Genomic DNA, 1,726 nt, shown 5'->3' with positions numbered 1-1,726 from the left:
CCACGGTGGTGCGGCACGGGGAGGCGGTAGACGAACGCCTCCCCGTGCCGCACCACCGTGGCGGCCGCCTCGGCCGGCACCTCGCGCGCCGACCACGCGACGCGGGTCGTCTCGCGCCCGCGGGAGGCGAAGGCGCCGATGCCCTGGATGAGGATCGCGCGCACCGCCGCGACCGCCGCCGAGCGCACCAGCGGGTCCACCCGCGCACCCGCGTCGGCACCCCCGTCGGCGGCCGCGTCGGCGGCCAGGCGCTCGCGGGCGCGCTTGAGGCGGTCGGCCCAGGTGTCCAGCAGCCGGCCCTTGGTGAACCGCAGGCCCTCCAGGACCTGCACGTCCCAGCCGGCGTCGTAGGCGATCTTGACCTCCACCCCGTCCGCCCACGTCTCGCCGCGCGCGCCCGGCACGTTGGGGTAGTGCCAGCCGGCGCTGACCTCCTCGTGGGCCACGGGCAGCACCCCGACGTGGTCCCACCACTCGGGCACGCGGAAGCGCACCCGGTAGCGGGCGCGGGCGTAGGGGTCGGACTCCAGCAGCTCCTGCCCCTGCTGCGCGGTCAGCCGGGTGACGGGCCCGCTGCCGAGCTCGCGGCACAGCGAGGCGTACATGAACCGGCCGTCGACGTAGGCGAAGCCACCGCGCGGGGAGCGCTCCAGGTCCACCAGGGGCCGGCAGGCGCCGCAGGCGCAGGCGGCGGGCCCGGTGGTCAGGTGCTCGATGCGGTGCTGGCCGGAGGTGCGGTGCAGCAGCTCCGCGACGTCCTCGGGCAGCGGCTCGGGGTCGACCGTGCGGGGCAGCGAGCGCGCCCACAGCTGCGCACCGGTGGCGGCCGGGGACTTCAGCAGCTCCATGTCCTCCACCCCCTTGACCGCCTCGGTGGTGAGCACCCACGCCTGGCGCGCCTGGTCGGGGCCGAACCCGGCGGCCGGGTCGGCGGCGACGGGGAACCACTCCGCCGCGGTGCGCACCTCCAGGGCGCGGCCGGTCACCTCGTGGGTGAAGCGGCCGGTGGGCGGGGTGGACAGCCAGTGCCCCGGCGAGGTCCACGAGGGCGTCTCGGCGATCAGCCAGTGCGGCTGCCCCGGCTCGGCGGCCGGCAGCTTGCCCGTGAGCATGATCCGCTCGGCCGAGAGGTTGTGGGCGGTGTCCAGCAGGTCCACCAGCGCGGGGCGCTTGCGCCGGCCGGTGAGCCGGGGGGTGACGCGGGCGCCGGAGTCGGTCACGCCGACACCGGTGGTGAAGTCCAGCCACACCGTCGGGACCGGGCGGACCCTCCACGGGACGGGCCTCACCGGGTGCCTCCGCCACCGGCGGGCGGCACCGGGAACGGGGTGCGGGGCATGCGGGCGGTCTCCTCGTCGGCGCGGTGGCGCCAGCGTAGGCGGTGGCGGTGGCGGTGGCGGTGACGGTGGAGCCGGTCGCGGCGGGGCGTGTCGCCCGTCCGCCGCCGGCGCCCGCTCAGCGCCGCGGCGGGACCCCGGTGGCCTCCCAGCGCTGCGCGTCGCCGGGCGCCCGGGGGACCCTGCGCGCCGACCCGCGCCGGCCCAGGCGCAGCAGGGCGGCGCGGACGACCTGCTGGGGCAGCCCCGTGCGCTCGGCGAGCTCCTCGGTGCCGAGCGGGTCCTCGGCCAGGACCAGGGCGGTGAGGACGTCGGCCTGCTCACGGGTGACGGGTGGCCGGCCGGCGGTGACGCTGCGCATGAAGGGTGCTCCCTGGTGCCTCGATGAC

2 protein-coding genes are annotated in these 1,726 nt (G+C 78.0%); both read right to left on the bottom strand.

Going from position 1 to position 1,726, the window contains the following annotated elements:
- A partial coding sequence (locus GTQ99_RS22885) for a hypothetical protein (protein WP_166617963.1) occupies window positions 1–1,289 on the bottom strand: 1,289 nt, incomplete at its 3' end.
- A gap of 166 nt (window positions 1,290–1,455) precedes the next feature.
- The gene (locus tag GTQ99_RS22880; RefSeq protein WP_166617962.1) at window positions 1,456–1,698 is read right to left on the bottom strand and encodes a DprA-like winged helix domain-containing protein; all 243 of its coding nucleotides are present in this window, start codon (window positions 1,696–1,698) and stop codon (window positions 1,456–1,458) included.
- Between the last annotated feature and the right edge of the window lie 28 nt (window positions 1,699–1,726).

This window comes from Kineococcus vitellinus (assembly GCF_009906315.1).
GTDB lineage: Bacteria > Actinomycetota > Actinomycetes > Actinomycetales > Kineococcaceae > Kineococcus > Kineococcus vitellinus.
The sequence above is the reverse complement of the archived record's forward strand: the minus strand, read 5'-3'. Positions and strand labels throughout refer to the sequence as shown.

Coding starts and splice junctions, on each gene's coding strand:
- GTQ99_RS22880 (WP_166617962.1), bottom strand. CDS start 1,698: ATGCGCAGCGTCACCGCCGGCCGGCCACCCGTCACCCGTGAGCAGGCC.